Origin of the sequence: Rhodopseudomonas infernalis (assembly GCF_022271405.1) — a bacterium.
GTDB classification, from domain to species: Bacteria; Pseudomonadota; Alphaproteobacteria; order Rhizobiales; family Xanthobacteraceae; genus Rhodopseudomonas; species Rhodopseudomonas infernalis.
The window spans coordinates 1-20,093 of record NZ_JAJNAL010000062.1; the positions used below are offsets into that span (position 1 = coordinate 1).

Here is a 20,093-nt window from a genome sequence, read left to right on the forward strand (position 1 = left end):
ATGCCCCAGCTTCCGCCGTCATGCGCGGGCTCGACCCGCCTGCGGGGCCGGAGCCCTTCGGCGCGGCGACGGCCCCCGCATCCATCGCGCGCGGCGCGCTGAACGACGCGGTCTTCGGAGGAGAGGCGTGTTGCGAAGGGGATGGATTGCCGGGTCGAGCCCTCCAATGACGAGTTGTTACTTCGGCGATGCTTCGCCCAACCGCTGCGCCGGGCTCACGCCGGCATCAGCATCAGCGCCGCCAGCGCCAGAAGCAAAGCTGGCGTCATGATCAGCACGCCGAGGCGCAGGAAGCGGAGCGCGCCGATGTGTTCGCCTTCGCGGCGCAGTGCGATCAGCCACAGGATGGTGGCGAGCGAGCCGGTGACGGAGAGATTGGGGCCGAGGTCGACACCGATCAGCACCGCGCCGGTGATCTGATGCGAAGCCTGCGCGGCGTGGGTGGTGGTCGCCGCGATCAGTCCCATCGGCAGATTGTTGACGAGGTTCGACGCGAACGCCGTGAACAGGCCGGCGCCCCATGCGGTCGCCTGCGGCGACGCCGCCGCGGACTCGCGCAGCAGGTCTGAGAGTTGCGGCAGCAGGCCGGTGTGATTGAGGCCCTCGACCAGTACGAACAGCCCGGCGACCAGCGGCAGCACCGACCACGATACGTCCTTGATCACCGGCACCGGCGATTTGCGGCCGATCAGCAGCACCATCACGGTGACCAGCACGCCGCAGATCAGCGTCGGCAGACCGAGATCGTGGCCGAGCGCCGACGAGGCGAGCAGCGCGACCGCAGTGAGCGCGATGCCGGCGGCGACGATCGCGGCGCCGCGCGTCAGCTTCACCGGCTCCACATCGGTATCGACGCGGCCGCGCAGATGCCGGCGCTGGGTGAAGCGCAGCATCACGAAGGTGACGAGGATGGCCACGACCGACGGCAGCGAGAACACCCGCAGCCACTCCAGCAGCGTCGGCATGCGCTCGCCGAACACCACGAGGTTGGCGGGATTGGAGATCGGCAGCACGAAGCTCGCCGCGTTGGCGATGAACGCGCACACCAGGAGATACGGCAGCGGCTCGACCTTGGCGGCGCGCGCCGCCGCATACACCGCCGGCGTCAGCACCACCGCGGTGGCGTCGTTGGACAGGAAGATCGTCACCAGCGTGCCGACCGCATAGACGATGGTGAACAGCCGCGACGCCGAATGCCGCGAGTGCCGCACCGCCTGCACGGCGAGCCAGTCGAACAGGCCTTCCTGACGCGCCACCTCCGCCAGCAGCATCATGCCGATCAGGAAGAAGTACACGTCGAGGCCCTTGCCGGCGGCGGCGACCGCGTCCTGCCACGGCAACAATTGCAGCACCACCAGCAACACCGCGCCGGCCGCGGCCCAGATGTATTCCGGCAGGTTCCACGGCCGGGCGACGACCCCGAGTGTCGCCAGGGCGGCAATGCTGCAGGTCGCGGCGGTGACGGTGACCATCAGGCCGCTCCCGCCGGCAAGGCCAGGGGCGCGGAGATCGGCAGACGAAGCGGGGGCAGGGCAGCGGCGCGTCGGCCAGAGGCGGAAGCGATCAAGCAGACGAACACCAGCCACCATCCTTTCGCGTCGAAACCCGCGCGACGTTCGAATACGCAGGCGCGGCTCCGGGCCCCGACGCCATATCGCGGCGGCCGCGGCGTTGCCAAGCTGAAACCACAGCCGTGCCGCCGCGACAAATCACAAGCCGCTGTGGGCACGCTCATGACGCGAACCCAGCCGCGCTTACGCTTCGGCGGCGGCCGCAGACAGGCCGCTGACATGCCGCGGGCGCGATGTGCGAACTCCTGTTAGTTCGGCGCGTGGCTGCGACCGGTGTCGGGAGGAGGCGACTCGGCGGGCCGATCCTGCTATGCACCGCGGATGTTCAGAACCAAGCCATTCGCCGTGATCGGCGCATTCGTTGAAGGGCCCGCCGCGTCATGACTGCGCCGCGGCCTCTGGTGATCGGCGCGACCGGCATGGTCGGCGGCGCGATCCTGCGCCGGCTCGTGGCCGAGGGCGCGCGTCCGATCGGGCTGTCGCGCAAAGCGCGGGATGGCGGCGAGGGCGCCGACTGGCTGGCGGGAGATCTCGCAGATCTCGGCCGCGCCGCGCTGCCGCCGCTCGGCGTGGTCTATGCCACGGCTCCGGTCGGCCGCGTCGCCGACGCTGTTCCACAGCTCGCCGCGGCCGGCATGACCCGGCTGGTGGTTTTCACCTCGACCAGCATCGCCACCAAATGGGAGTCGCCCGATCCAGACGAGCGCGCCGCGATCCGGCTCTGGGGCGCCGACGAGGCACGGCTGACCGCGGCCTGCGAGGCGCACGGCGTGGCCTGGACGGTGCTGCGGCCGACGCTGATCTATCTCGAGGGCCGGGACGGCAATGTCAGCCGCATTGCCGGGCTGGTCCGCCGCTTTCGGTTCTTTCCGCTGATGGCCGGCGGCGAAGGGTTGCGCCAGCCGGTCCACGCCGACGATCTCGCCGCCGCCGCGATCGCCGCGGCCGCGCGGCCGGCCTGCGCCGGCAAGACCTACAATCTGCCGGGCGGCGAGACGCTGAGCTATCGCGAGATGGTCGGGCGGATCTTCGACGGCCTTGGCTTGCCACGGATCATCGTGCCGGTGCCGGATTGGGCGTGGCGCCTGGTGCTGCCGCTGGCGGTGCGCGTGCTGCCCGGGCTCTCGGCCACGATGGCGACGCGGATGGCGAAGGACATGACCTTCGACGTTGCTCCAGCCGCCAGCGAGATCGGCTGGCAGCCGCGGTCGTTCCATCCCGACTTCAGGGATGCGGGCGCTGAATGAGCCCGCCGAACTACTGAACGATGCCGATCGTTGCGATGCGCGCCGGCTCGCTGCCGCGCCAGGACAGTCCCGCCGAGGCTTGTGCCGCAGCGAGAAACAGCACCATCGCCACCGAAAGCATGACAAATCGCCTGATGTCCGAGGCCATGACGCCGGCTCCTGCAGCACCTCTATAATTATCAGGGATTATGCATAACCGGCTCTTAATACCACCCCCACACGGGTTGATTCCGGCGATTGTCGAGCAATTCCAGATCGGTGGACGGCCGACCTAAATCGGCTTGCCGATGCTGATCGCCAGCGTGCCGACGCCATCGACGCCGCATTCGACCTTGTCGCCGGGCACCAGCGCCGCGACGCCTGCAGGGGTGCCGGTCATGATGATGTCGCCGGCACCGAGCGCGACCTGCAGCGACAGCTTCGAGATGATCTCGGCGACGTTCCAGATCATCTCCGACAGATCACCCTTCTGCCGCTCGGTGCCGTTGACCGACAGCCAGATCTTGCCGTTCGAAGGGTGCCCGATCTCGGAAGCCGGCCGCAGTGCGCCGCACGGCGCTGACAGGTCGAACGATTTGCCGATCTCCCAGGGCTGCTCCTTCTTGCGCGAGATGGTCTGCAGATCGCGCCGCGTCAGATCGATGCCGACGCCGTAGCCCCAGACATGATCGAGCGCCGTCTCCGCCGGAATATTGAGGCCGCCGCTCTTCAGCGCGACGATCAGCTCGACCTCGTGCTGCATGTCCTTGGTCAGTGTCGGATACGGAATCGCGGCGCCATCGGGCGCAATCATGTCGGCATGCTTGGCGAAGAAGAAGGGCGGGTTGCGCTCGTCATTGCCGAGCTCGCGGATGTGCTCGAGATAGTTGCGGCCGACGCACCAGATCCGGCGCACCGGAAACGTTTTGCTGTCCCCCTGCACGGCGAGGGCGGGCTGCGGCAGCGGGGCGATCACGGAAGTTGAGCTCATCGGTCTGACTTTCGCAGCAGGGGGAATGGGGCAGAGCGCGGGAAGGGCGTGTAGCTTAGACGGCAGCGTCGACTTCGGCCAGCGGCGCAGTGTTACGCTGCTGCAGGCGGAAGAACGAGGCGTAGCGGCCGCCGCGGCGCAGCAGATCGTCGTGCCGGCCCTGCTCGACGATCTCGCCGGCTTCGACAACGAGGATCTGGTCGGCGTGCATGATGGTGTGCAGCCGGTGCGCGATCACGATGGTGGTGCGGTTGTGGCAAAGCCGTTCGATGGCTTCCTGCACCAGTTTCTCCGACTCGGAATCGAGCGCTGCCGTCGCCTCGTCGAGCAGCACGACCGGCGCATCGCGCAGCAGCGCGCGCGCAACCGCGATGCGCTGACGCTGGCCACCCGACAATTGCGCGCCGTGCTCGCCGACCGGGGTGTCGTAGCCCAGTGGGAAGCCCATGATGAAGTCGTGAGCGTGCGCCGCCTTGGCGGCGGCGATGATCTCGTCTTCGCTGGCGCCGATCTTGCCGAACGCGATGTTGGCGCGGACGGTGTCGCGGAACAGATAGACGTCCTGGCCGACATAGGCAGTCTGCTCGCGCAGCGAAGCCCGCGACACCGACGCGATCGACTGGCCGTCGATCCGGATGTCGCCGGCGGACGGCTCATAGAACCGCAGCAGCAGCGCCAGCACGGTGGACTTGCCGCCGCCGGACGGACCAACCAGCGCGGTCATCTTGCCGGGCTCGGCGACGAAGCTCATCGCCTTCAGCACCGGCTCGTCGGCCCGATAGGCGAAGCGCACGGCGTCGAATTCGACCCGCGCTTCGGTGAGCGCGAGCGCCGGCTTGGCGCTGTCGTCGGGCTCGCTCGGCGGGCTGTCGACGATCTCCAGCAGCATGCGGGCGCCGACCAGGCCGCTGTTGAGCTCGATGTTGAGCCGCGCCAGCCGTTTCGCGGGCTCGTAGGCCAGCAGGAACGCGGTGAGGAAGGAGAAGAACTGCCCCGGCGTCGCGCCCATCGCGACCACACGATAGCCGCCATACATCAGCGACGCCGCGACCGCGAAGCCGCCGAGCGTTTCCATCAGCGGGCTGGAGCGGTTCGACACCCGCGCCATCTTGTCGGCGTTCTTGCGCACCGCCTCGATGCTGGCGCCGATCCGGTCGCGCATCGTCTGTTCGAGCGAGAACGCCTTGACGGTGCGGATGCCCTGCAGCGATTCCTGCATCGTCTCGAGGATCTCGGCGTTGCCGGCGAACTGCGTGTAAGCGAGCCCTTTCACGCGCCGCACCAGCTTGCGTAGTACCAGCACCGCTGGCGGCGCGATCAGCAGGCCGAACAGCGCCATGAATGGATCCTGCGACACCATCACGATGACGAGCCCGATCAGCGACAGCAGATCGCGGCCGATCGCGTTGATCAGCAGGTTGAGCACTTCGGTGACGGAGTTGGCGCCGGAGGTCAGGCGAGCGAGAAATTCCGAGGAGTGCCGCTGCGCATAGAAGCCGAGGCTCTCATGCATCAGCTTGTCGAACAGCCGGCGCTGATTGTTGGCGAGGATCGCGTTCTTGATCTGCGTCAGGATCACCGACTGGCCGTAGGTCGCGACGCCCTTGATGGTGAAGATCGCCAGGCTGACCAGCGACAGCACGACGATGCCGTTGAGATTGCGGTCGACATAGGCCTGGTTGATCACCTGACCGAGCAGATACGCCGACAGCGCCGTGGCGGCCGCGGCGACCGCCATCAGGATGAAGGCCAGCAGGTAGCGGCGCCAATACACCGACGCCTGTTCCATCACCAGGCGGCGCACCAGTTGGGCGGCGCCGTAGGGATCGTCGGTTATCTTGCGAGGGGCTTTGGTCATCCGCGTTCCATCGACGGCGTCGAGCTGGTCGCGCGCGTCGGGCTGGCGTGCGTCTGGCCGCCTCCTTGCCCCCGATGGCGGGGGTTTTCAAGCCAAAACCTGCCCGCGGGGCTAGGCCTTAGGCTGAAATCGCTTCAAGTTCAGAGCCTTGGCGCTGGGCGAGGAGCTTGCGCTCCCACGCCAAAGCGTGCGCCGCGATGGTGTCGAGGTCATCGTAGCGCGGCGTCCAGTCCAGCGTTCCGCGAATCCGGCTGGTGTCGGCGACCATGGTGACGATGTCGCCCGGCCGCCGCGCTGCGCTGCCGACGGCGAAATTGCGGCCGGCGACGCGCCGCACTGCGTCGATGGTTTCCAGCACCGAATAGCCACGGCCGTAGCCGCAGTTCAGCGTCGTCGGGGATCCACCCTGGCGCAGATAGCGCAGCGCTGCGACATGCGCCTGCGCCAGATCGGTGACGTGGATGAAGTCGCGGATGCAGCTGCCGTCCGGGGTCGGATAGTCTGTGCCGAACACATCGACACGGGCCCGCTGGCCGGTGGCGGCTTCGACGGCGATCTTCAGCAGATGCGTGGCGCCAAGAGTGGCGAGGCCGATGCGGGCCAGCGGATCGGCGCCGGCGACGTTGAAGTAGCGCAGCGCGACGTAGTTCATGCCGTAAGCCGCCGCGGAATCGTGCAGCATGATTTCGGTCATCAGCTTGGAGCAGCCGTACGGCGACAACGGCCGGGTCGGCGCTTCTTCGGGCACGGGCGTGCGATCGGGATTGCCGTAGACCGCGGCGGTCGACGAGAAAATGAAATTGCGGACGCCTCGGGTCACCGCGGCGTTCAGCAGATTGCGCGACGTCATGGTGTTGTTGCGATAATAGCCGAGCGGATCGCGCATCGAATCCGCGACGATCACCGAGCCGGCGAAATGGATGATGGCATCGACGCGCTGCGAGGCGATCACGCCTTCGACGAGATTCTCGTCGCCGGCGTCGCCGATGAACAGCGGCACGCCTTCGGGAAGGAAGTTGGAGAAGCCGGTGCTGAGATTGTCGATCACCACCACGCTCTCGCCGGCCTCGACCAGCGCGAGCACGGTGTGACTTCCGATATAGCCGGCACCGCCGGTCACGAGCACGGTCATCAGGGCCCCCGTGTAAAAATGCGAGCCGCGCCCGCTTGGTCTTTCCTCCGACAATAGACCGAGCTGGTCGACAGATCGCTGATCTTCCGGATTTTCCGGCGTTCCACAGGGGGAATCGACAATATGGTTGCCAAACTGTAACGAGATCGCCGTGTTGTAGCGGCTATCGGCGCGATGTCGGACATTCTCATCATCAAGACCTCCTCTCTCGGCGACGTGGTGCATCAGATGCCCGCGATCACCGACGCCGCGCGCGCGGTTCCGGGGCTGCGGTTGTCTTGGGTGGTGGAGGAGGCGTTCGCGCCGCTGGCGGCGCTGCATCCGTCCGTCGCGGAGGTGATCCCGGTGGCGACGCGGCGATGGCGATCGAAGCTGACGGCGCGCGCGACCTGGCGCGATGTCGGCGAGTTCAGCACGCGGCTGCGCGAGCCGGATTTCGACAAGGTGATCGACACGCAGGGTCTGATCCGCTCGGCGATCATCGCGCGGCTCGCCCATGGCGAACGCCACGGCTACGATGCGGCGAGCATCCGTGAGCCGTTGGCAGCGAGGTTCTACGACGTCACGCACACGGTCGATCGCGGCCTGCATGCCGTCACGCGCAATCGCCTGCTGACGGGGCTGTCTCTCGGTTATCAGCCGCCCGACGAGATCGACTACGGCCTGATCCGTCCGCCGCGAGCGGAGGACGGCGCCTATGTGGTGCTGCTGCACGGCACCTCGCGGACCTCGAAGGAGTGGCGCGCCGAGGATTGGATTGAGATCGGGCAATGGTTGCAGGGTCGCGGCCTGCAAGTCGTGCTGCCATGGGGCACAGAGGCCGAGCGGCAGACCGCCGAACGACTATCTGCTGCGATCGCAGGCAGTCGCGTGCTGCCGAAACAGCGGCTCGATCTCACCGCGCAAGTGATCGCCAATGCGGCGCTGGTCGTCGGCGTCGACACCGGCCTGATGCACCTCGCCGCGGCGTATCGCGTGCCGCTGGTCGGGATCTACGTATCGACCGATCCCGGCCTGACGGGGCCGGTCGGCAGCGGACCGATGAGCGTGCTTGGTAGCAAGCGCGGCGCGCCCACGGCGCAGCAGGCGATCGAAGCCGCCGAACGGCTGATCGGTTAGTTGGCGGGGCGGGGCTGCGCCATGCGGCCGAGTACGTCATCGACGAACGCCGCGATATCGCCGCCCTTGAACAGAAAGCCCGGAATGCCGGCCGCCTGCGCGGCGTCGATATCGATGTCGCTGTCGCCGATCACGAAGCTGCCCTGCATCGCCACCGGCCATGTCCGAGCCAGATCGAGGATCATGCCGGGCTTCGGTTTGCGGTCGTCGCTCGCCCGCCGATAGGCTTCGACGATGCCGTCGGGATGATACGGGCAGTAGCGGATGTCGTCGATCCTCGCGCCTTGCTTCGCCAGTTCGTCGAGCATCCAGCGATGCAGTGCGCGCACGTCGTCTTCGCCAAACATGCCGCGTGCGACACCGGACTGGTTGGTGATCACGAACACGTAGTAGCCGGCGTCGTTGAGGCGGCGGATCGCCGCGGCGATGCCGGGCATCCAGCGAAACCGCTCGCGCGTGCCGATATAGTGATCGTTGTAGTTGATCACGCCGTCGCGATCGAGGAAGGCGGCGGGCTTGCAGGTGCGCTGGTCGGCCGCGCTCATGCTACGCCATCAGCGCGCATTCGATCTCGTCGCAGATCGCGTGCGCGGCCATCAGATGGATCTGCTGAACCAGCGCGGTTTCTGGCGCCGGCGCGATCAGCAGATGATCGCACAGCGCAGCCATCGACGTGCCGCTCGGTCCGGTCATGCCGATGGTGACGAGGCGGCGTGCGCGCGCCACCTCGAGCGCCGCGAGAATGTTCGGCGAACGGCCCGAGGTGGTGATGCCGATAAACAGATCACCGGGCTGGCCGAGGCCTTCGACCTGCCGCGCGAATACGCGATCGAAGCCGTAGTCGTTGGCGATGGCGGTCAGTGCCGAGGTGTCCGTGGTCAGCGCGATCGCCGGCCAGCCGGGACGGTCCTGCTTGTAGCGGCCGATGATCTCGGCGGCGATATGCTGGGCGTCGGCGGCGCTGCCGCCATTGCCGGCGATCAGGATCTTGCGGCCGCCGCGCAGCGCCGCGATCGCCGCGGCCGCGATCGCCTGCGACGCGGCGAGCAACGATGCATCGCCGGCGGCCGCCGTCATCGCGGCGAGCGAGTTGTGAAAATGCGCGGCGATGCGGTTCTGGCTCACGTCACACCTGAAGGCAGGAAGGTCGGCACTGGTTAAGCGCAGGGCCGGGGAAGGGCAAGAGCAGGGCAAGCGCAGGCGGGATCACAGCGCCGGGGCGAGGCCGGCGGCGCCGAGCGCATGCCGCGCGGCGGCCATGACGTCGTCGACCGCAATGTCCCGCATGCATTTGTGATGCAGCATCCGGCACACCGGCTTGTGGCAGGGCCGGCACGGCACGTCGGTCTTGGTCTCGATCACCGCGTCGATCGGGTTGAGCGGCGCATAATGCCAGGCGCTGGTCGGCCCGAAGATCCCGATGGTGCGGCTGCCGATCGCGGCCGAGACGTGCAACAGCCCGGAATCGTTGGAGATTACCAGATCTGCCGCGCCGAGGCCGAGAATGCCGTTGCGCAGATCGGTGCCGGTGAGGTCGTGGGCGTTTGGCCCGGCCGCGCCGACGATTTCTCGGGCCTTTTCGGTCTCGCCCGGGCCGCCGATGACCCAGACGTCGAGCCCGCTGGCGGTCAGCGCCCTGGCGGCCTCGACATAATAGCTCCAGCGCTTCGACGGCCCGACCGCGCCCGGCGCCAGCGCCACGGCGGTGCGTCCCTCGAAGCCGTTGGCGCGGCGCCAGGCGGCGATCGCGTCTTTCGGCACCACGAGCTGCGGCTCGGGCCAATCCATCGGCAGCTCGATATTCGCGGGCAGCGCCAGCGCGGCGCAGCGGTCGATCATCCGCGGTAGCGCTTTCTCGCCGCGCCGCCAGTCGTTCAGCAGCCCGAACCGGACCTCGCCGATGAAGCCGGTCCGCTGCGGAATGCCGGCGAGAAACGGCGCAATGGTGGATTTGAAGGTCCGCGGCATCACCAGCGAACGGCCGTAGCCCTCGGTCCGCAGCCGCGCCGCCAGCGCTCGCTGCTGTCCCAGTGCAAGGCTGCCGCGCGGCAGGTCCCAGACGATGCCCTTGCGGACGCCGGGCATATAATCGACCAGCGGGGCACACAGCGTGGTCGTCAGCACATCCACCGGCCGGTTCGGCCAGCGGTCCTTGAGCACCCGGACCACCGTGTGACAGCGGACGAAATCGCCGATCCACATATAGGGGATCAGCAGAACCGGGCTGGTGTCCGAGCGATCAGCCGCCTTGGCGAGGCTCGATGTGAGTGAATCGTAATTCATTCGGTATCTGGCGGTGGCGTGTCGCCCCCGGGGCGGACGCGATCCAGCCGGTTAGCGCCTGCGCCGCCCGGCGTCCAGCCGTGATTTCGCCCGGATGCCGGTTCCGTAATACGGCGCCCAGAGTTCAAGTTGCCTGCCCGGACGGAGTGGGGCAAAGGTGGCCGCGCAAATCGAGGCGGGAGAGTCATGCTGCTGGTTACCGGAGGCGCCGGGTTTATCGGGTCGAACATCGTCGCGGCCCTGAACGAAGCCGGGCGCAGCGATGTGGCAGTGTCCGACTTCCTCGGCCATGAAGGCAAATGGAAGAATCTGGCCAAGCGGCAGCTTGCGGACTTCGTGCCGCCCGCCGAGCTCGCCGACTGGCTCAAGGGCCGCCGGCTCGATGCCATCTTTCATATGGGCGCGATCTCGGAGACGACCGCGACCGACGGTGATCTGGTGATCGACAGCAACTTCCGGCTGTCGATGCGGCTGCTCGACTGGTGCACCGAGAACCGGGTCCCGTTCATCTATGCGTCGTCCGCGGCGACCTATGGGGATGGCGCGCAGGGCTTTGCCGACGATCCCTCGCTACAGGCGCTGAAGCAGCTCCGGCCGATGAATCTTTACGGCTGGAGCAAGCATCTGTTCGATCTCGCCATACTGGATCGCGCCGCGCGTGGCGAACGGCTGCCGCCGCAATGGGCCGGGCTGAAGTTCTTCAACGTGTTCGGCCCCAATGAATACCATAAGGGCGCGATGGCCAGCGTGCTGGCGAAGCGCTTCGACGACATCAAGGCCGGCCATGTGGTGCAGCTGTTCAAGTCGCACCGCGACGGCATCGCCGACGGCGACCAACGCCGCGACTTCATCTATGTCGACGATGTCATTCGGGTGATGATGTGGCTGTTCGCTTCGCCGTCAGTGAGCGGGCTGTTCAATGTCGGCACCAGCCACGCCCGAAGTTTTCGCGATCTGATCCTCGCCGCCTATTCGGCACTCGGAACCTCGCCGCAAATCGAATACATCGATATGCCGGAACAGATTCGGGGCAGCTATCAGTATTTCACTGAGAGTAAAGGCGATCGGCTGAGGGCCGCAGGCTATAATGGCGGCTTCACGCCGCTCGAGGAAGCGGTGGCCTCTTATGTCAGGGGCTACCTTGACGCCAGCGATCGCTTCCGCTGATCGCGCTCCAACCGCGTGACCATTGATGTTCAATTTTGAGACTCTGCTGCGATCGATCGCGAATACCACGGTGCTGTGCGTCGGCGATCTGATGCTCGACGAGTTCGTCTATGGCGACGTCTCGCGAATTTCGCCGGAAGCGCCCGCGCCGGTGATTGCGGTTCAGCGCAGCGAGATCAATGTCGGCGGCGCCGGCAACGTCGCGCGCAACATCGCGGCGGTCGGCGCGCGCTGCATTTTCGTCGGCCTGATCGGCGATGACGAGGCCGGCCGGACGCTGAGCGCGGAGCTCGCGCGCGAGCCGCGGATCGAGCCGCTGCTGGTGCGCGACCCGTCGCGTCCGACCACCCGCAAGGTGCGGTTCGTCTCCGAGCATTTCTCGACGCATATGCTGCGCGCCGACTGGGAAACCGCCTCGGCGGCTTCGGCGGAGATCGAGGCGCGCCTGCTGGACGCGATCCTGCCGCAGCTCGAGCGGGCCGACATCGTGCTGTTGTCCGATTACGCCAAGGGCGTCCTGACGCCGCAACTGATCGCCCGCGTGATCGAGGCGGCGCGGCAGCGCGGCAAGCGGGTGATCGTCGATCCGAAGAGCGCAAACTTTGCTACCTATCGCGGCGCCACGCTGCTCACGCCGAACCGCAAGGAGTTCGTCACCGCCACGCGCAGCGCCGCCGAGTCGCTCGCAGACATCGCCGCTGCGGCACAGGAAGCGATGACGCTCGCCGAGTGCGAGGCGATGTTGGTCACTCAGAGCGAGCACGGGATGACGCTGGTGCCGCGCGGCGGCGAGCCGATCCATGTGCCGGCGCTGCCGGTCAAGGTCCGCGACGTCTCGGGTGCGGGCGACACGGTCGCTGCGATACTCGCCGTGGTGCTGGCGGCCGGCGAAGACTGGGCGAGCGCGATGCGCGCGGCGAGCGCCGCTGCGGCGGTCGCCGTCAGCAAGAACGGCACGGCCATCGTCACGCCCGCCGAACTGCGGCGCAAGCTGCTGCCGCACGCCTCGCTCGCCGCCGAGGACAAGATCATCGGCAGCGACGCCGACCTCGATCGCCGGATCGCCGAATGGCGCCGCGAGGGGCTGCGCGTCGGTTTCACCAACGGCTGTTTCGACATCCTGCATCCGGGGCATGTGAAGGTGCTGACCGCCGCGCGCGGCGCCTGCGACCGCCTGGTCGTCGGCCTCAACAGCGACGCATCGGTCCGCCGGCTGAAGGGCGAGAGCCGGCCGGTGCAGGACGAGCGCGCCCGCGCCGAGGTGCTGGCCGGACTGGAAGCGGTCGATCTGGTCGCGGTGTTCGAAGAGGACACGCCGTTGAATCTGATCCAGCGCATCGTTCCCAGCGTCCTGGTCAAGGGCGGCGACTACACGCGTGAGCAAGTGGTCGGACACGAGGTGGTCGAGGCGGGAGGCGGCGAGGTGCTGCTGGTCGACATTCTGCCGGGCCACAGCACGACGTCTTTGGTCGAGAAGGCTCGCGAGGGAACGGCATGACCCGCCCCGAACTCTTCAAGCGAGACAAACGATGCTGACCAACATCAGGTCGTTCACCTATCGCAACTGGTTGATCGCGATCCATGATGCCGGCGTCACCGCGATCGCCGTGCTGCTGAGCTTCTTTCTGCGCTTCGACGGCGAAAACCTGCTGGATCGGCTGCCGCTGCTGCTGAAGATCCTGCCATACTTCATCATCTTCAGCTTCTTCGTCTGCTACGCGTTCCAGCTCACCACCACCAAGTGGCGGTTCGTATCGATCCCGGACCTGCTGAACATCCTGCGCGCCGCCAGCGTCCTGACCGTCGCGCTGCTGGTTCTCGACTACATTTTCCTCGCGCCGAACGTCTACGGCACGTTCTTCCTCGGCAAGACCACCATCATCATCTACTGGTTCCTCGAGGTCTGCTTCCTTTCTGGATCGCGGCTCGCCTATCGCTACTTCCGCTACACGCGGACCCGCAACAAGGCGATGATCCAGAACGCGGCGCCGACGCTGCTGATCGGGCGCGCGGCCGATGCCGAAGTATTTTTGCGTGGCATCGAGAGCGGTGCGGTGAAGCGGCTGTGGCCGGTCGGCGTGCTGTCGCCGTCGGCTGCGGATCGCGGCCAGACCATCCGTGGCATCCCGGTGCTGGGCAGCATCGACGATCTCCCCAACGTGGTCGAAGACTTCGCCAATCGCGGCCGGCCGATCGAGCGGGCGGTGATGACCCCATCGGCGTTCGAGGCCGAGTCGCAACCCGAGGCCGTTCTGATGCGGGCGCGCAAGCTCGGCCTCATCGTCAGCCGGCTGCCGTCGCTGGAGGAGAGCCGCGATACGCCGCGCCTGGCGCCGGTCGCGGTCGAGGATCTGTTGCTGCGGCCGAGCGTGAAGATCGACTATCGCCGTCTCGAAATTCTGCTGAAGGGCAAATCGATCGTCGTCACCGGCGGTGGCGGCTCGATCGGCCTGGAGATGTGCGATCGAGTCACCACCTTCGGCGCCGCCCGGCTGCTGGTGATCGAGAACTCCGAGCCCGCGCTGCACGCCGCCATGGAGATGCTGAACGCCAAGGTGACGCAGACCGTTGTCGAAGGGCGTATCGCCGATATCCGCGACCGCGAACGGATTTTCCAGCTCGTCACCGCTTTCAAGCCCGATCTGGTGTTTCACGCTGCGGCGTTGAAGCATGTGCCGATCCTGGAGCGCGACTGGGGCGAGGGCGTCAAGACCAACATCTTCGGCTCGGTCAACGTCGCCGATGCCGCGCGCGCAGCCGGCGCAGAGGCGATGGTGATGATCTCGACCGACAAGGCGATCGAGCCGGTGTCGATGCTCGGTCTCACCAAGCGCTTCGCCGAGATGTACTGCCAGGGCATGGACCGCGAACTCGCCATGACGGCCGAAGGCGACAAGCCGCCGATGCGGCTGATCTCGGTGCGGTTCGGCAATGTGCTGGCGTCGAACGGCTCCGTGGTGCCGAAGTTCAAGGCGCAGATCGAAGCCGGCGGTCCGGTGACCGTGACGCACCCGGACATGGTCCGCTACTTCATGACCATCCGCGAAGCTTGCGACCTCGTCATCACCGCCGCCACCCACGCGCTCGATCAGCAGCACTCCGGCGCGTCGGTGTTCGTGCTCAGCATGGGCCAGCCGGTGAAGATCGTCGATCTCGCCGAGCGCATGATCCGGCTGTCGGGCCTGCAGCCCGGCTACGATATCGAGATCGTGTTCACCGGCATTCGTCCCGGCGAGCGGCTGCACGAGATCCTGTTCGCCAAGCAGGAGCCGTCCACTGAGATCGGCATTCCCGGCATCGTCGCGGCGCGGCCCAATGAGTTGCCGCTGGAGACGTTGCGGAGCTGGCTCAGCGAACTGCAAGGCGCGATCGTCAGGCAGCACCACACTGAGGTCGTGACGATCCTCAGGAACGCTGTTCCGGAGTACCGAGCCGAAGGACTCGAATCCAAGGTCGAACTTCAGCAGTAGTCGGGTCGCGGCTGCCCTCCCGGTCGGAGCACAGCTGCGCGATCAATGCTCGGATCCGGCGCGGTCCCGGTCGGCCGGCTTGGCTCTGAACACCACGAAGTGCGACATCGAGAAGTTGACCACGAAGCTGACGACAATCGACAGCAGCTTGGCGGCGAACACCGAGACGAAGTGCGACAGCACGACCAGCGTGGTGGTGGCCGTGGCGACGCCGAGGGTGCCGGACGCGACGAAGCTGAGATACGCGCTGCGATTCAGGCTGCGGCCGGATTCGGTGCGGAACGTGATCATGCTGTTCATGACGTAGGATGACGACACCGCGACCAGCCAGGCCATCACGTTGGCGGGCACCAGCGGAAGCTTCAGCAGTTCATAAGCGACGGTGAAGACGGCGAGGTCGACCATCGCATTAATGACGCCGATGCCGGCGAAGCTGACGAGCTTGGCGAGCATCGGGCGCGCGCGCCGTTGGTCACGCAAGCGATTGTACAACGACTTCATAGGATGCCCATCATCTCGCCAACGACGCCGCGACCGGGCGGCCGAACTGCGCCAGAATGAAGCCCACCGCGGCCGCGCCGCCGATCAACATGGCTACATCCACCACGGCCGAGTCGACCGCAACTGATACGCCAGCCAGCACAGCCAGCAGCAGGTTGACGACGAACACGCGGCCGACGACGCCGGTCACCGGGAACCCGTTGTCTGTGGCGCGTTGATAGTAGTGGCTGCGGTGCGCCTCCCAGAACGCTTCCCGTTGCAGGATGCGGCGAACCAGCGTCAGCGTGCTGTCGGCCAGATAGTACAGCGGCAGCAGCAGCGCCGCGGCGAGATGGCCGTGCAACGCCAATTGCAGCAGGCACCAGCCCAGCAGCAAGCCGATCGGCAGGCTGCCGACGTCGCCGAGAAAGACCTTGGCGGCGGGGCGGTTGAACGGCGCAAAGCCGAGCATCGCACCGCCGAGCGCTGCGGCGATCAGGGTCGCATCGACCGGAAGGGCGCCGGCGAACCCGAATACGACCAAGGCCAGCGTTAGCGGCATCACCTCGCTGACGGTCATCCAGTCGAGCCCGTCCATGAAGTTGACGAGGTTGACGAACCACAGCGCTGCGATCACCAGGACAGCGCGCTCGATCCAGACCGGCAGCATCGGCATGATCTGCAGGTTCACCGGCAGTGCGGCGATCACCAGGCCGACTGCCAGCGCCTGCAGCGCCAGACGCGGCAGCACCGGGATCGGCCTGATGTCGTCGACGGTGCCGACCATCGCGATCAGCACCGCCATGCCGAACAACAGCACCGGAATGCCGGGCGCCGGCGCGATCAGCATCATCGCCAAAGTCGCGACCACAAGGGTGGCCGCGATCACCGCAATGCCCGCTCCTTGTGGCGTGGGGATCTTGTGCGACGAGCGGGCGTTGGGGCGCGCCAGGGCATAGCGGGCGAGCAGCGGCATGATCGCAACAATCAGCGCGCCACAGATCAGCGCTGCCAGCGGTATCGCCGCCAAGGCGATCAACTGGTCCCAGCCGGTCACGTCAGCCCGCCAGAACATGGCTTGACGCATGCAGATGCGGGGTGTCGTGAAGGCGGGGCATCGGGCTCGCTGCGGTTGGGCATTTGCGGCAGTGAACAACCTGCGGTTGGGACTGCAAACTTGCCCGTTTGGTATGGTTTCGAGATCGATCTTGCAAGTGCGGCACCATTCGGCGCTTGCTGCGCGACCGGAGCGGCGGCTAAACAGGCGCGCTTTGAGCCGCGCCGGCAGGAAAGTGACGGTCGAAACGTTCTGAGGGCTTGATGACGGAACAACCCGTATTGGTGACCGGTGCCGCGGGCTTCATCGGCTTTCATGTCGCGCGCGAACTGCTGGACGCCGGCCGCATTGTCGTCGGCTTCGACAACCTCAACACCTATTACGATCCGGCATTGAAACAGGCGCGGCTCGCGCTGCTGCACGATCATCCCGGTTTCAGCTTCGTCCGCGGCGACCTCGCCGACCGCGCCGCGACCGCGGCGCTGTTTGCCGAGCGGCGCTTTCCGGTGGTGATCCATCTCGCCGCGCAGGCCGGCGTCCGGCATTCGCTCAGCCATCCGCACGACTATGCCGACGCCAATCTCGAAGGCTTCCTCAACGTGCTCGAAGGCTGCCGCCACAATGGCTGCAGCCACCTGATCTACGCGTCGTCGTCCTCGGTCTATGGCGCCAATACCAAACTGCCGTTCTCGGTCGAGGATCGCACCGATCACCCGATCAGCCTGTACGCGGCGTCCAAGAAGGCCAACGAGGTGATGGCGCATTCCTACAGCCATCTGTATCGGCTGCCGACCACCGGGCTGCGGTTCTTCACCATCTACGGCCCGTGGTATCGGCCCGATATGGCGCTGTTCCTGTTCGCCGACGCCATCACCCAAGGGCGGCCGATCAAGCTGTTCAACCACGGCCGCATGCGCCGCGATTTCACTTATGTGGCCGATGTCACGCGCGTGGTGCTGCGGCTCATCGAACGGGTTCCGCCGGCCGGCGCCGGCCGCGCGCCGGCACGGCTCTACAATGTCGGCAACCATCAGCCGGAAGAACTGATGCACGTCGTCGCCTTGCTCGAGCAGGAACTCGGCCGTTCGGCGGTCAAGGAGATGCTGCCGATGCAGCCCGGCGACGTTCCAGCGACGTTCGCGGATGTCGATGATCTGATGCGCGATGTCGGGTTCAAACCGGAGACCGCGATCGAGGACGGAATTCGCAGCTTCGTGGCTTGGTACCGGTCTCATTACCGCGTCTGATGTGGCCCATGGGCCTCACAGATAATTGTAATTGTCTGAATCAAAACGTGTTTGGGCAATTTGCGCGCCGGATCGCCACACCTGTGACGGCGTGCTAGGAAGCCGCATCATTCATTTTCCGAGGCATTCCGCCATGACGTCCGCTCCTGATCTGGCCACGATATCCGCGCTCCGGGTTGGCGTCATCGGTGCTGGAGTGATGGGCACCAACCACGCGCGCGTGCTGGCCGGTCTGCCTGGCGTGACGCTGGTTGGGATCGTCGATCCGCTCGATGAGCATCGCAAGCGCGCATTGGACCTGATCGGCTGCAAGACCTTCGCAACGCTGGACGAATTGCTGATCGCCGGCGTCGATGCGGTGACGATCGCCGCGCCGACCCATCTGCACCACGACGTGGCGCTGGCCTGCATCGTGCGCGGCGTGCATGTGCTGGTCGAGAAGCCGATCGCCTCCACGGTCGAGGAAGGCCGCGAGATCGTCGCCGCCGCCCGCAAGGCCGGCGTGACGCTGATGGTCGGCCACGTCGAGCGCTTCAACCCTGCGGTGGCCGCTATCAAGCAGGCGATTCGCAACGAGGATATTCTGTCGATCGGCATCACCCGGGTCGGGCCGTTCCCGCCGCGGATGTCGAATGTCGGCGTGGTGATCGATCTGGCGGTGCACGACATCGACCTGATTCGCTGGTTCACCGAATCCGAGATCGTCGACGTGCAGCCGCAACTCACTTGCGCGGTCGCTGAGCGCGAAGATATCGCGCTGCTGCAGTTCCGCACCGAATCCGGCGTGCTGGCCCACATCAACACCAACTGGCTGACCCCGTTCAAGGCGCGCAACGTCACCGTGGCGACCCGCGGCAAATACGTGATGGGCGATCTGTTGACCCGTCAGGTCACCGAGTGCTTCGGCTTCAAGGCCGACGGCAGCTACTCGATGCGGCATCTGCCGGTCGGCCACGACGAGCCGCTGCGCGCCGAACTGATCGCCTTCCTCAACGCCGTGCGCACCAATGGCGTGCCCGCCGTCACCGGCGAGGAGGGCGTCGCCAGCCTGGAGATCGCCATCCAGTGTCTCGAGCAGCCGCCGAAGGCTGCGGCCGGCCGCAAGACGCCGCTGCGCGCCGCCGGCTAGCGCCGTTCGGATCGTTTCAATCGCGCCTCGCAGCGCATCCTCATTCACACCGATCAAGCCGAGCTCCATGAACCAGCACCTTCGCACCGACCCTGTGCCCTTCATCGACGTCGGCGCGCAGCGCCGCAGGCTCGGACCTGCGCTCGACGAGGCCGTCGGCAAGGTGCTGAATCACTGCCAGTTTCTCGGCGGCCCGGAAGTGCTGGCGCTAGAAGCCGAACTCGCGGCTTACACCGGCGCGCGCTATGTCGTGACCTGCTCGAGCGGCACCGATGCGCTGTTGATGGTGCTGATGGCCAAGGGGATCGGTCCCGGCGACGCGGTGCTGTGCCCGTCCTTCACCTTCTGCGCGACCGGCGAAGCCGTGGCGCTGACCGGCGCGACGCCGCTGTTCGTCGACGTCGATGAAGTCACCTTTAACATCGACATCGCGTCGTTGAAGCGCGGCATCGGCACCGCCAAGAAGCTCGGCCTCAAGCCCCGCGCGGTCATTCCAGTCGACCTGTTCGGCCAGGCGGCGGATCACGCCGCGATCGCGACCGTGGCGGCCGATGAAGGGCTGTTCGTGCTCGACGACGCCGCGCAGGGCTTTGGCGCGACCTATCGCGGCAAGCGACTCGGCACCTTCGGGCTCGCGACCGCTACCAGCTTCTTCCCGGCCAAACCGCTCGGCTGCTTCGGCGATGGCGGCGCGATCTTCACCGACGACGCCGAACTGGTCGACGGCTTGCGCAGCGTCCGCGTGCACGGCCAGGGCGGCGACAAATACGACAACATCCGCCTTGGTCTGACCGCCCGGCTCGACACCATCCAGGCCGCGATCCTGCTGCAGAAGCTCAAGATCTTCGACGACGAGATCGCCGCGCGCAATCGCGTCGCCGAACGCTATTCGGCCGCGCTCGGCAATCTGGTGACGGTGCCGCGGCTTGCCGAAGGCTGCAGCTCGGTGTGGGCGCAGTACACCATCCGGCTGCCGCACGGCGTCGATCGCGACGGCTTCGCGGCGACGCTGAAGGCGCACGGCATTCCGACCGCGATCTACTACGCCAAGTCGATGCACCAGCAGACCGCCTACCGCGCGTTCCCCACCGCGGATGGTGGGCTGCCGGTCTGCGAGCGGCTGTCGCAGGACGTCATCAGCCTGCCGATGCACGCCTATCTCGATGAGGCGACGCAGGATCGGGTGATCGAAGCCGTGCGCGGCGCCGTCGCGCGCTGAGAGGCACCGCCGCACACGGGCGCGGTTGGGCACTGAGTCTCGTCATTCCGGGGCGCGTAGCGAAGCGGAGCGAACCCGGAATCTCTAATTGCCAACAACTTCTGGATTCCGGGTTCGCGGGGGGGGGCGGGGGGGGGCCCCCCG

Annotated in this window: 18 protein-coding genes; 8 read left to right on the top strand and 10 right to left on the bottom strand. The window is 66.7% G+C overall.

What is annotated here, in order from left to right:
* Positions 1–215 precede the first annotated feature (215 nt).
* Positions 216–1,472, bottom strand: a complete 1,257-nt coding sequence (locus LPW26_RS24075) for an arsenic transporter (RefSeq protein ID WP_238738290.1) — start codon at positions 1,470–1,472, stop codon at positions 216–218.
* A gap of 479 nt (positions 1,473–1,951) precedes the next feature.
* Here LPW26_RS24075 and LPW26_RS24080 point away from each other — a divergent pair, with 479 nt between their 5' ends.
* Positions 1,952–2,818, top strand: a complete 867-nt coding sequence (locus tag LPW26_RS24080) for an NAD-dependent epimerase/dehydratase family protein (RefSeq protein WP_238738291.1) — start codon at positions 1,952–1,954, stop codon at positions 2,816–2,818.
* A gap of 10 nt (positions 2,819–2,828) precedes the next feature.
* On the opposite strand, the gene LPW26_RS24085 is transcribed toward LPW26_RS24080, so the two are convergent.
* The 4 genes from LPW26_RS24085 to galE all read right to left on the bottom strand — a co-directional run bounded on the left by LPW26_RS24085 (position 2,829) and on the right by galE (position 6,778).
* Positions 2,829–2,966, bottom strand: coding sequence for a hypothetical protein (locus tag LPW26_RS24085; protein ID WP_238738292.1), 138 nt, complete (start codon positions 2,964–2,966; stop codon positions 2,829–2,831).
* 123 nt (positions 2,967–3,089) lie between these two features.
* Entirely contained in the window at positions 3,090–3,788 is a 699-nt protein-coding gene (locus LPW26_RS24090) for a fumarylacetoacetate hydrolase family protein (protein WP_238738293.1), read from the bottom strand.
* Positions 3,789–3,843: 55 nt separating this feature from the next.
* A complete protein-coding gene (locus LPW26_RS24095) occupies positions 3,844–5,646 on the bottom strand; it encodes an ABC transporter ATP-binding protein (protein ID WP_238738294.1) in 1,803 nt (600 codons plus the stop codon).
* 118 nt (positions 5,647–5,764) lie between these two features.
* Positions 5,765–6,778 carry a UDP-glucose 4-epimerase GalE gene (gene galE, locus LPW26_RS24100; RefSeq protein WP_238738295.1) on the bottom strand — a complete coding sequence of 338 codons (1,014 nt, stop codon included), beginning with the start codon at positions 6,776–6,778 and terminating at the stop codon, positions 5,765–5,767.
* Positions 6,779–6,952: 174 nt separating this feature from the next.
* Here galE and waaC point away from each other — a divergent pair, with 174 nt between their 5' ends.
* Positions 6,953–7,897 (top strand): lipopolysaccharide heptosyltransferase I, encoded by a 945-nt coding sequence (gene waaC / locus LPW26_RS24105; RefSeq protein ID WP_238738296.1) that lies wholly within the window; start codon positions 6,953–6,955, stop codon positions 7,895–7,897.
* On the opposite strand, the gene LPW26_RS24110 is transcribed toward waaC, so the two are convergent.
* The 3 genes from LPW26_RS24110 to waaF all read right to left on the bottom strand — a co-directional run bounded on the left by LPW26_RS24110 (position 7,894) and on the right by waaF (position 10,180).
* The gene (locus LPW26_RS24110; protein WP_238738297.1) at positions 7,894–8,442 is read right to left on the bottom strand and encodes an HAD family hydrolase; all 549 of its coding nucleotides are present in this window, start codon (positions 8,440–8,442) and stop codon (positions 7,894–7,896) included. The two genes, waaC and LPW26_RS24110, sit on opposite strands and share 4 nt — an antisense overlap.
* Position 8,443: 1 nt before the next feature.
* A complete protein-coding gene (locus LPW26_RS24115; protein ID WP_238738298.1) occupies positions 8,444–9,022 on the bottom strand; it encodes a D-sedoheptulose 7-phosphate isomerase in 579 nt (192 codons plus the stop codon).
* An 81-nt stretch (positions 9,023–9,103) separates the two neighbouring features.
* Entirely contained in the window at positions 9,104–10,180 is a 1,077-nt protein-coding gene (waaF, locus tag LPW26_RS24120) for a lipopolysaccharide heptosyltransferase II (protein WP_238738299.1), read from the bottom strand.
* 186 nt (positions 10,181–10,366) lie between these two features.
* Here waaF and rfaD point away from each other — a divergent pair, with 186 nt between their 5' ends.
* From rfaD to LPW26_RS24135, 3 genes are read left to right on the top strand one after another with little or no spacing between them, the layout of a single operon-like run.
* Positions 10,367–11,347: an ADP-glyceromanno-heptose 6-epimerase gene (rfaD, locus tag LPW26_RS24125; protein WP_238738300.1), complete on the top strand. Its 981-nt coding sequence runs from the start codon at positions 10,367–10,369 to the stop codon at positions 11,345–11,347.
* A gap of 25 nt (positions 11,348–11,372) precedes the next feature.
* Positions 11,373–12,845: a D-glycero-beta-D-manno-heptose-7-phosphate kinase gene (gene rfaE1 / locus LPW26_RS24130; RefSeq protein ID WP_238738301.1), complete on the top strand. Its 1,473-nt coding sequence runs from the start codon at positions 11,373–11,375 to the stop codon at positions 12,843–12,845.
* A gap of 31 nt (positions 12,846–12,876) precedes the next feature.
* Positions 12,877–14,817: a nucleoside-diphosphate sugar epimerase/dehydratase gene (locus LPW26_RS24135; protein ID WP_238738302.1), complete on the top strand. Its 1,941-nt coding sequence runs from the start codon at positions 12,877–12,879 to the stop codon at positions 14,815–14,817.
* A 42-nt stretch (positions 14,818–14,859) separates the two neighbouring features.
* On the opposite strand, the gene LPW26_RS24140 is transcribed toward LPW26_RS24135, so the two are convergent.
* Entirely contained in the window at positions 14,860–15,270 is a 411-nt protein-coding gene (locus LPW26_RS24140) for a GtrA family protein (protein ID WP_238738303.1), read from the bottom strand.
* Between the two features lie 58 nt (positions 15,271–15,328).
* Positions 15,329–16,372, bottom strand: coding sequence for an MraY family glycosyltransferase (locus LPW26_RS24145; protein ID WP_238738304.1), 1,044 nt, complete (start codon positions 16,370–16,372; stop codon positions 15,329–15,331).
* 245 nt (positions 16,373–16,617) lie between these two features.
* Between LPW26_RS24145 and LPW26_RS24150 the strand changes: the two genes are divergently transcribed.
* The 3 genes from LPW26_RS24150 to LPW26_RS24160 all read left to right on the top strand — a co-directional run bounded on the left by LPW26_RS24150 (position 16,618) and on the right by LPW26_RS24160 (position 19,949).
* The gene (locus LPW26_RS24150; RefSeq protein ID WP_238738305.1) at positions 16,618–17,601 is read left to right on the top strand and encodes an NAD-dependent epimerase/dehydratase family protein; all 984 of its coding nucleotides are present in this window, start codon (positions 16,618–16,620) and stop codon (positions 17,599–17,601) included.
* Positions 17,602–17,734: 133 nt separating this feature from the next.
* Complete coding sequence (locus LPW26_RS24155; RefSeq protein ID WP_238738306.1) at positions 17,735–18,730, top strand: Gfo/Idh/MocA family protein; 996 nt, start codon at positions 17,735–17,737, stop codon at positions 18,728–18,730.
* Positions 18,731–18,797: 67 nt separating this feature from the next.
* Positions 18,798–19,949 (top strand): DegT/DnrJ/EryC1/StrS family aminotransferase, encoded by a 1,152-nt coding sequence (locus tag LPW26_RS24160; protein ID WP_238738307.1) that lies wholly within the window; start codon positions 18,798–18,800, stop codon positions 19,947–19,949.
* Positions 19,950–20,093 lie beyond the last annotated feature (144 nt).

Coding starts and splice junctions, on each gene's coding strand:
- LPW26_RS24075 (WP_238738290.1), bottom strand. CDS start 1,472: ATGGTCACCGTCACCGCCGCGACCTGCAGCATTGCCGCCCTGGCGACA.
- LPW26_RS24080 (WP_238738291.1), top strand. CDS start 1,952: ATGACTGCGCCGCGGCCTCTGGTGATCGGCGCGACCGGCATGGTCGGC.
- LPW26_RS24085 (WP_238738292.1), bottom strand. CDS start 2,966: ATGGCCTCGGACATCAGGCGATTTGTCATGCTTTCGGTGGCGATGGTG.
- LPW26_RS24090 (WP_238738293.1), bottom strand. CDS start 3,788: ATGAGCTCAACTTCCGTGATCGCCCCGCTGCCGCAGCCCGCCCTCGCC.
- LPW26_RS24095 (WP_238738294.1), bottom strand. CDS start 5,646: ATGACCAAAGCCCCTCGCAAGATAACCGACGATCCCTACGGCGCCGCC.
- galE (WP_238738295.1), bottom strand. CDS start 6,778: ATGACCGTGCTCGTGACCGGCGGTGCCGGCTATATCGGAAGTCACACC.
- waaC (WP_238738296.1), top strand. CDS start 6,953: ATGTCGGACATTCTCATCATCAAGACCTCCTCTCTCGGCGACGTGGTG.
- LPW26_RS24110 (WP_238738297.1), bottom strand. CDS start 8,442: ATGAGCGCGGCCGACCAGCGCACCTGCAAGCCCGCCGCCTTCCTCGAT.
- waaF (WP_238738299.1), bottom strand. CDS start 10,180: ATGAATTACGATTCACTCACATCGAGCCTCGCCAAGGCGGCTGATCGC.
- rfaD (WP_238738300.1), top strand. CDS start 10,367: ATGCTGCTGGTTACCGGAGGCGCCGGGTTTATCGGGTCGAACATCGTC.
- rfaE1 (WP_238738301.1), top strand. CDS start 11,373: ATGTTCAATTTTGAGACTCTGCTGCGATCGATCGCGAATACCACGGTG.
- LPW26_RS24135 (WP_238738302.1), top strand. CDS start 12,877: ATGCTGACCAACATCAGGTCGTTCACCTATCGCAACTGGTTGATCGCG.
- LPW26_RS24140 (WP_238738303.1), bottom strand. CDS start 15,270: ATGCTCGCCAAGCTCGTCAGCTTCGCCGGCATCGGCGTCATTAATGCG.
- LPW26_RS24145 (WP_238738304.1), bottom strand. CDS start 16,372: ATGTTCTGGCGGGCTGACGTGACCGGCTGGGACCAGTTGATCGCCTTG.
- LPW26_RS24150 (WP_238738305.1), top strand. CDS start 16,618: ATGACGGAACAACCCGTATTGGTGACCGGTGCCGCGGGCTTCATCGGC.
- LPW26_RS24155 (WP_238738306.1), top strand. CDS start 17,735: ATGACGTCCGCTCCTGATCTGGCCACGATATCCGCGCTCCGGGTTGGC.
- LPW26_RS24160 (WP_238738307.1), top strand. CDS start 18,798: ATGAACCAGCACCTTCGCACCGACCCTGTGCCCTTCATCGACGTCGGC.